Below are 14552 nucleotides of genomic sequence, written 5' to 3' on the forward strand. Positions count from 1 at the left end.
TCGCTCAGCGCTCCCGCTCGAACTTGAACACGGCCGTGCCCGCGCGCGCGTTGGGCAGCCAGCGCACGCTGCGGCCTTCCTGCACGCCGAAGGCATCGAGCACGCGCAGGCTGTTCTTTTGCGCCAGCACCTCGAAATCCTTGAAGGTGCCGACCCGGATGTTGGGCGTGTCGTACCACTGGTAGGGCAGGCGGCGCGTCACCGGCATGCGGCCGCGCGCAATGCTGATGCGGTTGGGCCAGTGCGCGAAGTTGGGAAAGGCCACGATGCCGATGCGGCCCACGCGCGCGGTTTCGCGCAGCATGATCTCGGCGTTTCTCAGATGCTGCAGCGTGTCGATCTGCAGCACCACGTCGAACGAGGCGTCGTCGAACATCGCCAGGCCTTCGTCGAGGTTCAGCTGGATCACGTCGACGCCGCGGCGGATGCACTGCAGCACGTTGCCGTCGGCAATTTCCACGCCGTAGCCGGTGCAGCCGCGCTCGCGCTGCAGCAGGTCGAGCAGGGCGCCGTCGCCGCAGCCGAGGTCGAGCACGCGCGCGCCCTCGGGCACGAGGTTGGCGATGAGGCGCTGGGTCTCGATATCGCTCACGACGCACTCCCTTCGGCCTGGATCTCGTGCGCCACGCGCTCGAAATATGACCGCACCACACCCATGTATCGCACGTCGTCGAGCAGGAAGGCGTCGTGCCCGTGCGGTGCGTCGATTTCGGCGTAGCTCACGTTGCGGCGGTTGTCGAGCAGCGCCTTCACCAGCTCGCGGCTGCGCGCGGGCGAAAAGCGCCAGTCGGTCTTGAAGCTCACGAGCAGGAACTTGGCCGTGGCCCCGGCGAAAGCCACGCTGAGGTTGCCGCCATGGGAGCGCGCGGGGTCGAAGTAGTCGAGCGCGCGCGTGATCAGCAGGTAGGTGTTGGCGTCGAAATACTCGCTGAACTTGTCGCCCTGGTAGCGCAGGTAGCTCTCGATCTGGAATTCGACGTCCTGCGTGGAATAGCGGTAGTCCAGCCCCGCCGCCTCGCCTTCGACCGCGCTGCGCAGGATGCGCCCGAACTTCTCGTTCATGACGTCGTCGCTCAGGTAGGTGATGTGGCCGATCATCCGCGCGATGCGCAGGCCGCGCTTGGGGATCACGCCGTGCTCGTAGAAATGGCCGCCGTGGAAGTCGGGGTCGGTGACGATGGCACGGCGCGCCACTTCGTTGAAGGCGATGTTCTCGGCCGTGAGGTTGGGCGCGCTGGCCACCACCACGGCATGCCGCACGCGCTCGGGGTACTGCAGCGTCCACGACAGCGCCTGCATGCCGCCGAGGCTGCCGCCCATCACGGCCGCGAGCGTGCGGATGCCGAGCGCGTCGAGCAGCGCAGCCTGGGCATCGACCCAGTCTTCGACCGTGACCACCGGGAAGTCCGCGCCATAGACGCGGCCGGTGGCGGGGTTGACGTGCATCGGGCCGGTGGAGCCGAAGCAGGAACCGAGGTTGTTCACGCCGATCACGAAGAAGCGGTCGGTGTCGACCGGCTTGCCCGGGCCCACCATGTTGTCCCACCAGCCCTCGGACCGCGCCTGGCCTTCGTAGGTGCCGGCCACGTGGTGCGAGGCATTGAGCGCATGGCACACCAGCACCGCGTTGCTGCGCTCGGCGTTCAGGCTGCCATAGGTTTCGTAGGCGAGCGTGTAGCCGCCGAGCGACGCGCCGCTGCGCAAGGCCAGCGGGCCCTCGAACTGCATCGATTGAGAAGTGACGACCAACGGGGACGACATGAATGAAAAAACCCGGCCTCGCCAAAAACGAGCCGGGTTGTTCGCCAACTGACTGTCTTTAGCTGAATTTATTAAGCGCCCGCAAGCTGTAGCAAATCGGCGCAGGCGGCAGTATATCGCTCCCTCGGATTACCAGCCGACGATCATCACGATGCCGAGCACGAGGAAGATCGCGGCCGAGACGCCGTGCACCAGCTTGATGGGCACGCGCCGCACGATCTTCTCGCCGAGCCACACCACCGGCGCGTTGGCCAGCATCATCCCGAGCGTGGTGCCGGCGACGACCCAGAAGTAGTCCTGCGTGAAGCGGGCGGCCAGCATGACGGTCGCGATCTGGGTCTTGTCGCCCATCTCGGCGAGGAAGAACGCGACCAGCGTGGTGCCGAAGACCCCGTAGTGGGTGGCGGCGGGCGCGTCGTCTGCGTCGAGCTTGTCGGGGATCAGCATCCAGGCCGCCATGGCGATGAAGGAACCGCCCAGGATCCAGCGCAGCACGTCGGGCCCCAGCCAGTGGGTGATCCAGTTGCCGACCGCACCGGCCAGCGCATGGTTGACGATGGTGGCCGCGAAGATCCCGAGCACGATCGGCCAGGGTTTCCTGAAGCGCGCCGCGAGCAGGAGGGCCAGCAATTGGGTCTTGTCGCCCATTTCGGCGAGCGCAACCACGCCGGTTGCAACGAGAAAAGCTTCCATGAAAGAGAGAGGTTCCTTGGGCCGAAGGACGCAATTGACCGTGCAACACCTTCGGCCATATTCCCGAAGTTGCACGGTCAAAGGTCTCGCCAGGTGTGTTCACTGCACGCGCCATGTCCTGTGTGGGGCAGGACAAGTCTGTTGACGCGGGCCCTTCTCGCGATGGAAGGCGGCTACTCCCCAATGACGGGCGGATTCTACCTGCTGCGCCGCAGCCACCGGCCGGTTTTGTAAGCGTGCGCTAGCTTTCCCTAAATTTTTGGAGGCCCTACACGATGCAGCAAATTACTGCTTGCATTTCACGTATTTCACCCATAATGCACGAGCCTCCCTCTTCATTTTGCCGGGGAGGAAGTTCGGTGATCGGTCAGTTTCGCGCGACTCGACGGCTCTCGTTTGAGTGATGCTTTCGGGACTCCATCGCTTTTCTTGCTATGTGTTTATAGGAGTCCCTTGATGGGCAACAAACTGTATGTCGGCAACCTGCCTTACTCGGTGCGCGACAGTGATCTCGAACAGGCTTTTGGACAATTCGGCGCAGTGACCAGCGCCAAGGTCATGATGGAACGTGACACGGGCCGCTCGAAGGGCTTCGGCTTCGTCGAGATGGGCAGTGACGCGGAAGCGCAAGCGGCCATCAATGGCATGAACGGCCAGCCGCTCGGCGGCCGCAGCGTTGTCGTCAACGAAGCACGTCCCATGGAAGCACGCCCCCCGCGCAGCGGTGGCGGCGGCTACGGCGGCGGCGGCGGTGGTGGTTATGGCGGCGGTGGTGGCGGTGGCTACGGCGGCGGTGGTGGCGGCTACGGTGGTGGCGGCGGTGGCCGCTCCGGCGGTGGCGGCGGCTACGGCGGCGGCGGTGGTGGCCGCAGTGGCGGCGGCGGTGGTGGTGGCGATGGCGGCTTCCGCAGCCCCTACGGCGCCGGCCCCCGTGGCGGTGGCGGCGGTGGCCGCTCCGGCGGTGGTGGTGGCTACGGCGGCGGCGGCAACAGCGGCTACTGAGCGCTGCATCCAGGCGCACACAAGTAAAAGGCTCCCCAGGGAGCCTTTTTCGTTGGAGCCTCCCGCCTCGGGGAAATTCAGCTTTCGCCGCTGCGCTTCTTGCGGGCGCGGCCCTGCACGGCGCGGTCGAGCAGCGCGTTCGGCAGCATGCGCATCAGCTTGGCGACGACGCCCATCTGCCAGGGAATCACGCGGTAGCTGGTGCCGGCCTCGATGGCGCGCAGCGCCTGGTCGGCAAAGTCCTGGGCCTTCATGAGAAAGGGCATGCCGTACCGGTTGCCCTGGGTCAGCGGCGTGTCGATATAGCCGGGGCAGAGCGTGACGACCTTGACGCCGCTGTTGCGCAGCTCGCCGCGCAAGCTCTCGCAGTACGCGACCACGCCCGCCTTGCTGGCGCAATAGGCACCGTGCCCTGGCAGCCCGCGAATGGCCGCGACGCTCGCGATGCCAACCAGCCGGCCGCTGCCGCGCTGCCTCATCGCCGCCACGAAAGGATGGAAGGTGGCCATCAGGCCGACGTTGTTGGTGGCGAAGGTCCGGGCCATCACCTCGATGTCCTCGCGCTCTGCCGTGTCGATGCCCACGCTGATGCCGGCATTGGCAATGACCACGTCGGGCAGGCCCTGGCGCTCGATGCAGGCGGCGGCGGCGGCCACGATGCTGTCTGTTTGCGCCACGTCCGCGCCATAGACCTGGTAGCGGTCCGAGTCCAGCTGCCGCTCGCCGGCCCAGGATTCGATTTCCGCGGTGCGCCGGGCAGCCAGCGCCAGCCTGTAGCCCGCCTCGTAGAAGCTGGCAGCCAGGGCCTGGCCGATGCCGCTCGATGCGCCGGTGATGAAGACAAGCGGGGATGTGCTCATGCGCAGGTTGTCTTCCGGGGAAGGGGTTGCGTCAGCGCGGCTTGCCGGCCGCCGATGGAATCAGGATGCCGCGCACCCGGCCGGTCAGGTTGGCGACGCCGCTCAGGTTGTCGTAGTCGAGGTTGTCGGCGGTGAACTGGTCGCTGCCACGGATCAGCGTGACCGGCTTGTTCGACGTCACGCGTTCGGTGTCGAGAAAGGCGTGCAGGAAATCGCCGCGGAACTCGAGGCGCGGCGTGGACTTGCCGTTGGCACCCACGGCCGGGTCGCGGATGACGATGGCGTTGCCGAAGAGCTGGATCTCGCTGCCGTCGGAATTCGAAAGGCCGCGATTGGCGGTGGCGTGGGTCGTGTAGCCCTGCGGCGAAACGGAGCGCATGCGCACGTCGTCGACCTCGACGGTATCGGTGTCAGGGTAGTGCCGGCCTTCCTTGCCGTGGAGTTCGCTGCGCAGGTCGCCGTTGGGCAGGAAGTTCTTGATCACGAAGCCGCGCATGAAATAGTCCGGCTCGTGCGTGGGCGCGGCCTTGGCGGTCGGTTCGAGCAGCTTGGGCGCGTTGCGCACCAGCCAATAGGTGCCGAGCGCGACGGCTGCCGTGAGAATGATGGGCAGGTAGATCGTGGCGCGGTCGAGAACGTCGCGCAGCAGGCTCCAGGCGCGCTTCATTGCCTGGGACCTCGGGCAGCGTCAAGCAGGCGCTGGTAGTGGCCGCCGGCCGTCAGCAGCAGATCGCAGAACTCGCGCGCCGCGCCTTCTCCGCCGCGTGCGCGGGTGACATAGTTGACCGCGTCGCGCACTTCGACATGCGCATTGGCGGGCGCGGCCGCGAAACCGACACGCGCCAGCACGGGCAGGTCGGGCCAGTCGTCGCCGATGGCCGCGGCCTGGAGCCAGCTGAAACCGAGTTCTTCGAGCATGGCTTGCGCCGCGGGCAGCTTGTCTTCGGTGCCGTAGCGCACGTGCTGGATTCCGAGCGCTTCGAGCCGCACGCGCAGCGGCTTGGAGTCGCGCCCGGTGATCACCGCGGGCGTGATGCCTGCCAGGCGCAGCAGCCTGAGGCCGTAGCCGTCGAGGATGCTGAAGCGCTTGAGCGTTTCGCCGTGCTCGGTGAAATACACGCCGCCGTCGGTCAGCACGCCATCGATGTCGAAGAACGCGATGCGCACATCCTGCGCGGCGAGCAAGGTTTCGGCCTGGAAGTCGAGCGGCATCAGATGACCTTCGCGCGCATCAGGTCGTTGATGCTGAGCGCGCCGATCAGGAGACCCTCGGGGTCGACGATGAGCACGCTGGTGATGCGGTGTTCTTCCATCAGCTCGGCCGCCTCGACCGCCAGCGCCTCGGCACGCAGCGTGCGCGGGCCGGGGTGCATCACGTCGGCCGCCGTCAGGCCGCGCAGGTCGCCGCCGGTCTCGACCTGGCGGCGCAAATCGCCGTCGGTGAAGATGCCGATGGCGCGACCTTGCGCGTCGACCACGGCGGTGGCGCCCAGGCCCTTGGAGCTCATCTCGCGCATCAGTTCGCTGAGCGTTGCGGTGGGCGCCACGCGCGGCACTTCGTCGCCCGAGCGCATCACATCGCTCACGTGCGTGAGCAGCTTGCGGCCCAGCGCGCCGCCGGGGTGCGAGCGCGCGAAGTCTTCGGAGCCGAAGCCGCGCGCGTCGAGCAGCGCCACCGCCAGCGCGTCGCCCATGGCCATCTGGGCCGTGGTGCTTGCGGTGGGGGCGAGGTTGAGCGGGCAGGCCTCCTTGGCAACGCCGGCGTCGATCACGATGTCGGCGTGGCGCGCGAGGGTGGAATCGGTGCGGCCGGTCATGGCGATCAGGGGCACGCCCTGGCGCTTGACCACCGGCAGGATCACGGTGAGCTCGTCGACCTCGCCGCTGTTGGAGATGGCCAGCACCAGGTCGACCGGCTTGATCATGCCGAGATCGCCGTGGCTCGCCTCGGCCGGATGGACGAACATGGCGGGCGTGCCGGTGGAGGCCAGGGTCGCTGCGATCTTGCGGCCGACATGGCCGCTTTTTCCCATGCCCATGACGACCACGCGGCCGCGCACGTCGAGGATCCTGCGCACGGCGTCGACGAAGCTCGGGCCCACGCGCGACTTGAGCCCGAGCACGGCATCGGACTCGATGTCGAAGGTGGCGCGCGCCCGCACCAGGATTGCGTCGGCGTCGACCACGGGGGGCAGGGGAGCTGAACTCATCGGCGGATTTTACGGGCCGGCCGGCACGTCCCGTTGCCCGGTACAAGCAGCACGCTCGGGGCATGGACATTGCTCTAGCATCCAGCCATGTCCTCGTTCGATCTCACGCTGATGTATTTGCTGGCCGCAGTGATCGGCGTCGTGGTCTGCCGGTCGCTGAAACTGCCGCCGATGCTGGGCTATCTGTCGGCCGGCGTGCTGATCGGGCCTCATGCGCTGGCATTGGCGCAGAACTCCGAAGCCATCCGCCACCTGGGCGAGTTCGGCGTGGTGTTCCTGATGTTCGTGATCGGGCTGGAGTTCAGCCTGCCCAAGCTGCGCGCCATGCGCAAGCACGTGTTCGGGCTCGGCCTGCTGCAGGTGCTGCTGACCATGGCCATTGCCACCGCCGGGGCGCTCCTCATCGCCTCCCAGCTCCCGCCGGTCTGGCGGCTCGGATGGCAGACGGCGCTGGCGCTGTCCGGCGCCCTCACGATGAGCAGCACCGCGATCGTGGTCAAGCTGATGGCCGAGCGGCTCGAGCTCGAGAGCGAGCACGGCAAGCGCGTGATGGGCGTGCTGCTGTTCCAGGACCTGGCGGTGGTGCCGCTGCTGGTGCTGATTCCCGCCCTCGGCGCACCGCCCGAGGCGCTGGCCAAGGCCATCGGCCTGGCACTGGTGAAAGCCACCTTGCTGATCGGCGTGCTGCTCTACGGCGGTCCGCGCGTCATGCGCTGGTGGCTCACCCTCGTTGCGCGGCGGCGCAGCGAGGAGCTCTTCATCCTGAATGTGCTGCTGGTCACGCTCGGCCTGGCCTGGCTCACCGACCTGGCCGGCCTGAGCCTGGCGCTGGGCGCCTTCATCGCCGGCATGCTGGTGTCGGAAACCGAATACAAGCACCAGGTCGAAACCGACATCCGACCGTTCCACGACGTGCTGCTGGGCCTTTTCTTCATCACGGTGGGCATGTCGCTCGACTGGCACATCGTGGTGGAGCGCTGGGCGCTGGTGGCCGTGCTGCTGGTGCTGCCGCTGGCGTTCAAGCTGGCGCTGGTGACGGTGCTGGCGCGGGTGCTGGGCGCCACCTCCGGCGTCTCGCTGCGCACCGGCCTGTACCTGGCGCAGGCCGGCGAATTCGGCTTCGTTCTGCTGACGCTGGCGCAGGAACGCAGCCTGCTGCCGCCGTGGCTGGCCCATCCGGTGCTGGCCTCGATGGTGCTGTCGATGCTCGCCACGCCGTTCATCGTGATGTACACCAACACCATCGTGCGCAAGCTGGTGGCCAGCGACTGGCTCCAGCAATCGCTGCAGATGACCAGCATCGCGCGCAAGACCATCAATACCGCCAAGCACGTGATCATCTGCGGCTACGGGCGCTGCGGCCAGAACCTGGCGCGCATCCTGGAGCATGAAGGCATTCCCTACATGGCGCTGGACCTCGACCCCGATCGCGTGCGCCAGGCCGCCGCGGCGGGCGATTCGGTGGTGTTCGGCGACGCGGCCCGGCTGCAGGCGCTGATGGCGGCCGGCCTGGCCCGCGCCAGTGCCGTGGTCGTGACCTATCTCGACGTGCCGGGCGCCATGAAGGTGCTGGCCAACATCCGCTCCCACGCGCCGCAGGTGCCGGTGATCGTGCGCACGCAGGACGACCTCGACCTCGAGAAGCTGCAGGCGGCCGGCGCGACCGAGGTGGTGCCCGAGGCCATCGAGGGCTCGCTGATGCTCGCGAGCCATGCGCTGGCGCTGGTCGGCGTGCCGATGCGGCGCGTGATCCGCGTGGTGCAGGACCAGCGCGACGCGCGCTACAACCTGCTGCGCGGCTACTTCCACGGCGCGGACGACGACAACGCCGACGAGCTCGACCACGAGCGGCTCAACACCCTCACGCTCACCCCCGGCGCCCGCGCCGTCGGCCAGACCCTGGCGCGGATGGCGCTCGAAAGCCTGGGGGTGCGCGTCGCCAGCCTGCGCCGCCACGACGGCCAGAACCAGGTGTTCACCGACGACACGGTGCTGACCGACGGCGACACGCTCGTCCTGTGCGGCAAGCCCGCCGCCCTGGCCGTGGCCATAGAGCGCCTGCAAAAGGGCTGAGCCTCTCCGCCGGCGCGCGTGAGCTCAGTTCATCAGCGTCGGATTGCGCTTTTCCTCTTCGATCCGCTGCTGCCGGCGCACGGCTTCGCACTGCGCATGCGCCTTGTATTCGGGCCTGAGGCACTGCGCGGCCATGCACTGGGCCTTCGCGATGAAGTTCCGGTCGCCGCAGAGGGCCAGCGGATCGGCGGGCGACGCCGGGGCCGGGGCCGGGGACGAAGGCGGCGCGACGGCAGGGGCCGGTGCGGACGCTGTCGCGCCAGGCTGCAAGGGTGCCACCGGCGCTGGCTTGCGCGGCTTGGCCGTGGCGAGCGGCGGCTTGGGGCTTGCGGCCGCCGGTGCATCCATCGCCGATACCGGCACTGCCGTTTCCGCAACCGGCGCTTCCGCGGCGGGGGATTCCGGCACCGCCACGGCCGGCTCGGGCAACGGCACGGGCGCAGCGGGCGGCGCGGCAGGCGCTTCGACCCGACCGACCTCTTCCACCGGCCTGTCGGTCCCGTGGCCGTACCAGCCGGCGGCGATCATGAGCAGCCCCACCGCCAACAGCACGCCCCACAGCCACACGCCGCGCGAGCGCAACGGCTTCTTCTGTGCCTCGGCACCGGCGGACCGCCGCGGCCTGGAGGTCCCGGAAGCAGAAGATTTCTTCTTCGCTCCGGCGTCCCGCTGTCGCCGGGAAGGAAGTCGGTCGGAAGGCTCCGGCAGGACGATGACGGTCTTGTTGTCGTCGTCCGGCAACCTGGCGCTCGCGGAAGATGCTGCAGAAGCCGCGTAGACGCCGGCTTCGAAAAGCCCGCCCGGGATCGTGGGCGCACGCAGTTGCGCGGGCGCCGTGGCGGCCCACTCGCGCTCCGATCTGCTGCCGGGGGCCGGAGGCGGCGCCATTGGCGCGGGTGCGGCAGGCGCCAGCTTGCCGCCGCAGCCCCTGCAGAAATTGGCGCCCTCGCGGTTCTCCGCGCTGCACACCGGACAGATCAAGGCCATGACGACGGACTTCTAGGGAAAAACGATTTCAGGAAAACTGGCGGCGAAGAGCCGTCGAGGGCCGAATTGCGGAGCGGGCCGACCGGCCGGTGCTCAGGTCACTGCGACGCGCTTGGACCGGTGCGCCATGCGCTTGGCAATCACCGCGCCCAGCCCCATGGCAATTTCAAGGGCCAGGTTGGGCTGCCGGTTCGACATTTCCGCGAAGCGGATCGCCGTGAGGCGCCACACGCGGCCCGCGCCGGTGACCACCACATTGGCGGAATGCGGCTGGCGCGAGAAGAAGGAGCCTTCGCCCACCACCGATCCGGGCATGAGCACGGCCAGCTTCATCTGTTCCTTGCTGCTCACGCGGTGCACGCTGATCGCGCCGCTCTCGAGAAAGTACACCGATCGGTCGTGCGTGCCCTGCTCGATGAGAACGTCGCCAACGCCGGTGTCGATGGGCTGCAGGTAGCCCGCCAGCGTTTCCCACTGTTGTACGTTGAGCGTCAACGCAAAGGCGTCGTTGCTGCTGTTGTCCGCGATTGCGCGGCCCAGGTTCTGGATGGACATGCTTTTCTCAACCCCCGCTTCTGTGCCGGAGTATCCGCGAAGGGCGCGGTTTTCGGCTACAAGTCTTTACGTTTTTGAGGTCGGCTGTCTCTATTTGCCGATACAGAAGCGCGAAAAGATCACCCCCAGCAGGTCGTCGGCGCCGAATTCACCGGTAATTTCGTTCAGCGCGTTCTGCGCGAGGCGCAGCTCCTCGGCCAGCAGATCGAGCAGCTGCGCCTGCGCCGCCAGATGGCTCGCGGCCAGTGCCAGATGGATCTCGACCTGGCTCAGCGCCTGCACATGGCGCGCCCGCGCCAGGTAGACGCCCTCGGGCACGGCCTGCCAGCCGGCCATGGCCAGCAGCTGTTCGCGCAGCGCCTCGATGCCGAGGCCGGTCTTGGCGGACAAGGCGACGCCCCGGGCCGCGCCGTCCGCATTCGCCGCATTCGGCATTGGCGCGGCATCCTGCTTGTTCCAGACATCGAGCACCGGCACGCTCGCGGGCAGCTTCTGCCGCAGCCCGCGCAGGATCTCGGCGTCGGCGGCAGCGTAGTCGGGCAGGCCGGCGCGCGTCAGGTCGTGCAGGAACAGCACGGCATCGGCGCCCTCGATCTGGCCCCAGGCGCGGGCCACACCGATCTGTTCGACTTCGTCGCTGCTTTCGCGCAGGCCGGCCGTGTCCACCACGTGCAGCGGCACGCCGTGGATCTGGATGGTCTGCGACACCACGTCGCGCGTCGTGCCCGCCACCGCGCTCACGATGGCCAGCTCGGCGCCGGCCAGCGCGTTGAGCAGCGAGCTCTTGCCCGCATTGGGCTGGCCCGCGATGACCACCTTGATGCCTTCGCGCAGCAGCGCGCCCTGCTTCGCTCGCTGCTGCACCGCTGCCAGCTGCTCCTGCAACTTCACCAGTTGCCCGGCCGCATCGGCCTTTTGGAGGAAGTCGATTTCCTCCTCCGGGAAATCGAGCGTCGCCTCCACCAGCATGCGCAGATGGATCAGCGCATCGCGCAGCGCGTGGATCTCGCGCGAAAAGGCGCCCGAAAGCGAGCGCCCGGCGCTGCGCGCAGCCGCCTCGGTGCTGGCGTCGATCAGGTCGGCGATGGCCTCGGCCTGGGCGAGGTCGATCTTGCCGTTGAGAAAGGCGCGCTGGCTGAACTCACCCGGCTCGGCCACGCGCAGGCCGGGCAATCGCGGCCGGCCGGTGACCGGATCGGGCTCGGCGGCGGCCTCGAGGCAGCGCGCCAGCAGCAGTTGCAGCACGACCGTTCCGCCGTGGGCCTGCAGTTCGAGCACGTCCTCGCCGGTGAACGAATGGGGCGAGGGAAAGTGGATGGCCAGGCCGTGGTCGACCGGCTCTCCGGCCGCATCACGGAAGGGGAGGTAGGTGGCTTCCCGCGGCTTCAGCGGCCGGCCGCAGAGCGCGTCGATCAGCGGCGCGAGCCGGGCGCCCGAGACCCGCACGATGCCCACCGCCCCGCGCCCCGAAGCGGTGGCGATGGCGACGACGGGATCGGTGGTGCGGGCAAAGGTCATGGAAGCGCGATTCTTTCAGCAAAAAGACAAAAGGCCGCAGATGCGGCCCTTTGCGGGAGTGGCGGCGGCCGCTGCGGCTTATTTGCCCAGCACGCCCAGCCGCTTGTTGATGAACCACTGCTGCGCGATCGACAGCACGTTGTTGGTGATCCAGTACAGCACCAGGCCGGCCGGGAAGAAGATGAACATCACGCTGAACGCGAGCGGCATGATCCACATCAGCTTGGCCTGCATCGGATCGGGCGGCGTCGGGTTGAGCCAGGTCTGGAACAGCGAGGTGAGCGTCATCACGACCGGCAGGATGTACCAGGGGTCCGGTGCCGACAGGTCGGTGATCCAGCCGATCCACGGCGCGTGGCGCATTTCGACCGACGACAGCAGCACCCAGTACAGCGCGATGAACACCGGGATCTGGATCACGATCGGGAAGCAGCCGCCCATCGGATTGACCTTCTCGGTCTTGTAGATTCGCATCATTTCCTGCTGCATTTCCTGCGGCTTGTCCTTCAGCCGCTCGCGCATTTCCATGATCTTCGGATTGATGGCCTTCATCTTGGCCATGCTCGCGTAGGCCTTGGCGTTGAGCCAGTAGAAGGCCGCCTTCAGCAGCACCACCAGCGCCACGATGGCCCAGCCCCAGTTGCCCAGGATGCCGTGCAGCTGGTTCAGCAGCCAGTACAGCGGCTTCGAGATGATCGCGAAGATGCCGTAGTCCTTGACCAGGTCGAGGCCCGGCGCGATGGCTTCGAGCTTCTTTTCTTCCTCGGGGCCGGCGAACAGCGCGCTGTTGACCACCTGCGTCTGCCCGGGGGCGATCTTCGGCAGCGTGGCCACCATGGCGACGGTGAAGAGGTTGTCGCCCAGGTCCTTCACGCGGAATTCGCGCTTGAGCTGTTCGCTGGCCGGGTCGCCCTTGAGGAGCCAGGCCGACACGAAGTAGTGCTGCACCATGGCAACCCAGCCGTCGTTGGCGGGCGGCGGCGGCTCGATCTTGCCCTTGGCAATGTCCTTGAAATCGAGCTTATGGAACTTCTTCTCGTTGGTGTACGCGGCCGGGCCGGTGAAGGTGTTGGTGCCGAACATCGTGCCGGCGGCCACCGTGCCGTGGCGCAGCAGCTGCATGTAGAGCTGCGCATCGCGCGGCTGGTCGCTCACGTTGACGACCTCGTGGCGCACGCCGATGGCGTAGTCGCCGCGATGGAACACGTAGGTCTTGACGTACTTCAGGCCGCCGACGGGCGCGCTTTCGAAGCCCACTTCCAGCGTGTCCTGGCCTGCGGCCATTTCGCGCGGACCGGCCTTCGGCGCCATCGGCGTCAGGTGGTTGGGGAAGCGGTCGCCGGAATCGACCGGGTTCAGCAGGCCGGTCTGCGCCACGTAGCGCGTGGCCGGCGAGCCGTTCTCGAACAGCACGACGTGCTTGGTGCGATCGGCTTCGTCGTACTTGAGCAGTTCGAGGTAGTTGACCGTGGCGCCTTCGCTGTCGATCACCGCCTTGAACAGGTCGGTGGTCACGTTGACCTGCTCGCGCGGCGCGGCGGGCGCGGTCTGCGTGGGCACGGCGCCCGCGCTGCCGCTGGCGGCGGAAGCGGTTGGCACGCCATTGCTGGCGGCTGGCGCGCTGCCTGCCGGAGCGCTGGCCACGGCGGCCGGCTTGCTCGACGGCAGGAAGGTCGGCTTGTTGCCGTTGAAGACCTGCCATTGGTCCCACAGCAGCACCAGCGAGAAACCAAAAATCACCCACAGGATCGTGCGGCGGATATCGTTCATGACGAAGACTTCTTGTCGGAGGAGAGGAGAGACGAAAACAGCGAGCCTGGCCTGCCAGTGCGACGCTGTGATTTCGGTGGAACCGGATCGTGCCCGCCCTGGCACCAGGGCTGGCAGCGCGCGATGCGGTGCAGCGTGAGATAGCTGCCCTTGAGCGCGCCATGCACTTCCAGCGCCTCGATCGAATACACGGAGCAGCTCGGCGTGAAGCGGCACGACTGGCCGAGCCAGGGGCTCAGCAGCAGTCGGTAGCCCTTCACGAGGCCGATCAGCAGGCGTTTCATGAGGAGGAGGAGGAGGAGGGTGCAGCCGGAGGCACCGGCGCGCGTGCGGCGCGCGCCAGCAACTGCTGGAGTTCGGCCCGAACGGCGCCCTTGAGCTTGTCCGAGGAGGCGCTCACGAATTCCTTGCGGTCGAAACCCGCGCGCAGCCGCACCACGTGCGCAGCACGCGGCAGGCCAGTATCGGGCGCGGCGCTCACGGTGTAGATCTGGCGCTTGATGGCATTGCGCGTGACCGCGCGGCGCGCCCAGCGCTTGGGCACCATGGCACCCAGCCAGACATCGTCGGACGCGAACAGCGGCTGTGCGCTCGACGAAAGATCGAGCGCACAGCGGTGCAATGCGAAATGAGCAGTGCGCGCCACGGTGGCACCTGCGAGGACGGCCTGGAATTGCGCGCGGGTCTTGAGCCGCTGCATGGAAGCCGAGCCGTGTCCGCCGTTACGGGTCGGGCCAGAAGCGCTGGCTGCAGGAGCTGGCGCTGGCGGTTCGGCTGCTGGCAACGGCAGGCGGGCTGCCGTCAGACGGCCAGGCGCTTGCGGCCCTTGGCGCGGCGTGCGTTGATGACGGCACGGCCGCCGCGGGTCTTCATGCGGACCAGAAAGCCGTGGGTACGGGCGCGGCGGACTTTGGATGCTTGGTATGTGCGTTTCATGATGGTTCCTGATTCCCTGTTTCCGCAGGCAAAAAAGCCGCGGGCGCCGGAGAGCGTGTTTCGGATTGGCCCCCGAAAGACGCAATGAGGTTTTCAGGGAAACCCGCAATTATCGCAAACATTCGGCCCCCTAACAATCTTCGACTGGATTTGCGGGCCTTTCGCCGCCGCCGGCAGCGTGTGGATA

General features: G+C 67.6%; 16 protein-coding genes and 1 riboswitch. Of the genes, 2 read left to right on the forward strand and 14 right to left on the reverse strand.

Going from position 1 to position 14552, the window contains the following annotated elements; translation table 11 throughout:
• Positions 1 to 4: 4 nt before the first annotated feature.
• From metW to VAPA_RS27010, 3 genes are all read right to left on the reverse strand, one after another.
• Positions 5 to 592, reverse strand: coding sequence for a methionine biosynthesis protein MetW (gene metW / locus VAPA_RS27000; RefSeq protein ID WP_021013169.1), 588 nt, complete (start codon positions 590 to 592; stop codon positions 5 to 7).
• Positions 589 to 1761, reverse strand: coding sequence for a homoserine O-succinyltransferase MetX (metX, locus tag VAPA_RS27005; RefSeq protein WP_021013170.1), 1173 nt, complete (start codon positions 1759 to 1761; stop codon positions 589 to 591). Before metX ends, metW begins: the two co-directional genes overlap by 4 nt.
• 129 nt (positions 1762 to 1890) lie before the next feature.
• Positions 1891 to 2454, reverse strand: a complete 564-nt coding sequence (locus VAPA_RS27010) for a TMEM165/GDT1 family protein (protein ID WP_021013171.1) — start codon at positions 2452 to 2454, stop codon at positions 1891 to 1893.
• 15 nt (positions 2455 to 2469) lie between these two features.
• Positions 2470 to 2648: riboswitch (yybP-ykoY riboswitch) on the reverse strand.
• 262 nt (positions 2649 to 2910) lie between these two features.
• Here VAPA_RS27010 and VAPA_RS27015 point away from each other — a divergent pair.
• On the forward strand, positions 2911 to 3456 hold the full coding sequence (locus tag VAPA_RS27015) for an RNA recognition motif domain-containing protein (protein ID WP_021013172.1): 546 nt from the start codon (positions 2911 to 2913) through the stop codon (positions 3454 to 3456).
• Between the two features lie 77 nt (positions 3457 to 3533).
• Here the strand turns inward: VAPA_RS27015 and VAPA_RS27020 are convergent, their stop codons facing one another.
• Genes VAPA_RS27020 through VAPA_RS27035 form a run of 4 tightly spaced genes read right to left on the reverse strand, consistent with a single transcriptional unit; the run spans position 3534 to position 6526 of the window.
• Positions 3534 to 4316, reverse strand: coding sequence for an SDR family oxidoreductase (locus tag VAPA_RS27020; protein ID WP_021013173.1), 783 nt, complete (start codon positions 4314 to 4316; stop codon positions 3534 to 3536).
• 31 nt (positions 4317 to 4347) lie between these two features.
• Entirely contained in the window at positions 4348 to 4983 is a 636-nt protein-coding gene (gene lptC / locus VAPA_RS27025) for an LPS export ABC transporter periplasmic protein LptC (protein WP_021013174.1), read from the reverse strand.
• Complete coding sequence (locus VAPA_RS27030; protein WP_021013175.1) at positions 4980 to 5528, reverse strand: KdsC family phosphatase; 549 nt, start codon at positions 5526 to 5528, stop codon at positions 4980 to 4982. Before VAPA_RS27030 ends, lptC begins: the two co-directional genes overlap by 4 nt.
• Complete coding sequence (locus VAPA_RS27035) at positions 5528 to 6526, reverse strand: KpsF/GutQ family sugar-phosphate isomerase (RefSeq protein ID WP_021013176.1); 999 nt, start codon at positions 6524 to 6526, stop codon at positions 5528 to 5530. The genes VAPA_RS27030 and VAPA_RS27035 overlap by 1 nt, the downstream gene beginning before the upstream one ends.
• A gap of 87 nt (positions 6527 to 6613) precedes the next feature.
• Here VAPA_RS27035 and VAPA_RS27040 point away from each other — a divergent pair, with 87 nt between their 5' ends.
• Complete coding sequence (locus VAPA_RS27040) at positions 6614 to 8599, forward strand: monovalent cation:proton antiporter family protein (protein ID WP_021013177.1); 1986 nt, start codon at positions 6614 to 6616, stop codon at positions 8597 to 8599.
• Between the two features lie 24 nt (positions 8600 to 8623).
• Here VAPA_RS27040 and VAPA_RS27045 read toward each other — a convergent pair whose 3' ends face one another.
• The 7 genes from VAPA_RS27045 to rpmH form a co-directional block, all read right to left on the reverse strand.
• Positions 8624 to 9586, reverse strand: a complete 963-nt coding sequence (locus VAPA_RS27045; RefSeq protein WP_021013178.1) for a zinc ribbon domain-containing protein — start codon at positions 9584 to 9586, stop codon at positions 8624 to 8626.
• Between the two features lie 93 nt (positions 9587 to 9679).
• A complete protein-coding gene (locus VAPA_RS27050) occupies positions 9680 to 10141 on the reverse strand; it encodes a Crp/Fnr family transcriptional regulator (protein WP_021013179.1) in 462 nt (153 codons plus the stop codon).
• A gap of 90 nt (positions 10142 to 10231) precedes the next feature.
• A complete protein-coding gene (mnmE, locus tag VAPA_RS27055; protein ID WP_021013180.1) occupies positions 10232 to 11659 on the reverse strand; it encodes a tRNA uridine-5-carboxymethylaminomethyl(34) synthesis GTPase MnmE in 1428 nt (475 codons plus the stop codon).
• A 78-nt stretch (positions 11660 to 11737) separates the two neighbouring features.
• Positions 11738 to 13429: a membrane protein insertase YidC gene (yidC, locus tag VAPA_RS27060; protein WP_021013181.1), complete on the reverse strand. Its 1692-nt coding sequence runs from the start codon at positions 13427 to 13429 to the stop codon at positions 11738 to 11740.
• Positions 13426 to 13713: a membrane protein insertion efficiency factor YidD gene (gene yidD, locus VAPA_RS27065; RefSeq protein WP_021013182.1), complete on the reverse strand. Its 288-nt coding sequence runs from the start codon at positions 13711 to 13713 to the stop codon at positions 13426 to 13428. The genes yidC and yidD overlap by 4 nt, the downstream gene beginning before the upstream one ends.
• Positions 13710 to 14129 (reverse strand): ribonuclease P protein component, encoded by a 420-nt coding sequence (locus VAPA_RS27070; protein WP_021013183.1) that lies wholly within the window; start codon positions 14127 to 14129, stop codon positions 13710 to 13712. Before VAPA_RS27070 ends, yidD begins: the two co-directional genes overlap by 4 nt.
• Before the next feature lie 101 nt (positions 14130 to 14230).
• The gene (gene rpmH / locus VAPA_RS27075; RefSeq protein WP_007834827.1) at positions 14231 to 14365 is read right to left on the reverse strand and encodes a 50S ribosomal protein L34; all 135 of its coding nucleotides are present in this window, start codon (positions 14363 to 14365) and stop codon (positions 14231 to 14233) included.
• Between the last annotated feature and the right edge of the window lie 187 nt (positions 14366 to 14552).

Source organism: Variovorax paradoxus B4 (assembly GCF_000463015.1).
Classification (GTDB): Bacteria; Pseudomonadota; Gammaproteobacteria; order Burkholderiales; family Burkholderiaceae_C; genus Variovorax; species Variovorax paradoxus_E.